The 1,081-nt window shown below is 69.4% G+C and carries 2 protein-coding genes; one reads left to right on the top strand and one right to left on the bottom strand.

The features are described from left to right. A partial coding sequence (locus CCN33_RS30045) for a SpoIIE family protein phosphatase (protein WP_167387982.1) occupies positions 1-233 on the top strand: 233 nt, incomplete at its 5' end. A 562-nt stretch (positions 234-795) separates the two neighbouring features. Here the strand turns inward: CCN33_RS30045 and CCN33_RS31755 are convergent. Next, positions 796-1,011 (bottom strand): hypothetical protein, encoded by a 216-nt coding sequence (locus tag CCN33_RS31755; RefSeq protein ID WP_140394769.1) that lies wholly within the window; start codon positions 1,009-1,011, stop codon positions 796-798. Between the last annotated feature and the right edge of the window lie 70 nt (positions 1,012-1,081).

Genomic DNA, 1,081 nt, shown 5'->3' on the forward strand with positions numbered 1-1,081 from the left:
CCTACACCCCGGACGACACCCTCATCCTCTACACCGACGGCCTGATCGAACGCCGCGGGGAAGACATCGACGCCGGCCTGGCCCGCCTGACCGACATGCTCCCCGACTGCACCGGGTTCGGTGCGGATCACCTCGCCGACGCCCTTCTCGCCGGCCTGGACCTCACCAGCGGCGCAGCCGACGACATCGCCATGGTCGTCGTCCGCCTGGACGCGATGACCCGACCGCGCTGACCGGGACGATGCTCGAGACCGCGATGGGCCGGCTGCCGGAGCTTCACTGTTCACGGCGAACCGCTGTACAAGCGGATCGCCAGGTTCTCCCTGCACCACTGCCACCGGTGGCATGGAACACGTGATCCAATGGGCGGATGAGTGACAGAGGCGAGTCTCTGGGGCCGCTGGAACGGGTCGACGGCCGCTGGACGGTGGGCGATCTCCGGAGGCCGGGCGGCGCCTGGCTGCGGTTCGGTGCGGATGGGCTGCACTCGTACGCCCAGGCCTCCGAAGGGCAGATGATTCCCTGGTCCAGGATCATGCTCGTCCCGCGCTTCACGCTGGGCGCCAAGTACCCGACGGGCTCATACGGCGTGAGGGCACTGCTCGGCGGGTTGCCGGGCCCTTGGAGGGGACGCGGACGCGGCTATCTGCACATGACGCCGCGCCACCCGTACGAGGACTGGGTGGCCCCGTTCGATCGCCAGTGCGCTTCGCGCACGGTTGGCGGCTGGACGTGCCCGTTTCTTCCAGGGCCCTGGCCTGGGTCATCGCTCTGCAGGGCAGCTACTTCATCAGATCACTGCCTGGTGGCGGCGTGAGCATGCCCGGCCGACAGGGGCTTGAGGGCCAGCCCGCCCCAGCACCGACTTCTTGAGCCGGCCGCGGCGCAGGGGGCGTGGTCGTGACGGACGACCTCGACACCCGGCTGCTGGAGCAGCCGGGCCGCCACCGCGTCCAGGCAGAGCGAATGCTTTCGGTCAGGATCTATCCGGGTGGCCGGTTTGTGGTGCATGGTGTGCGGGCGGGCCCGATTCAATCCCCCAGATGAGGGCCCCTGATGGGCCCTGCGTCCGCTCCTGTGA

This window comes from Streptomyces recifensis, from assembly GCF_002154615.1.
Classification (GTDB): domain Bacteria; phylum Actinomycetota; class Actinomycetes; order Streptomycetales; family Streptomycetaceae; genus Streptomyces; species Streptomyces griseoluteus.

Coding starts and splice junctions, on each gene's coding strand:
- CCN33_RS31755 (WP_140394769.1), bottom strand. CDS start 1,011: ATGCACCACAAACCGGCCACCCGGATAGATCCTGACCGAAAGCATTCG.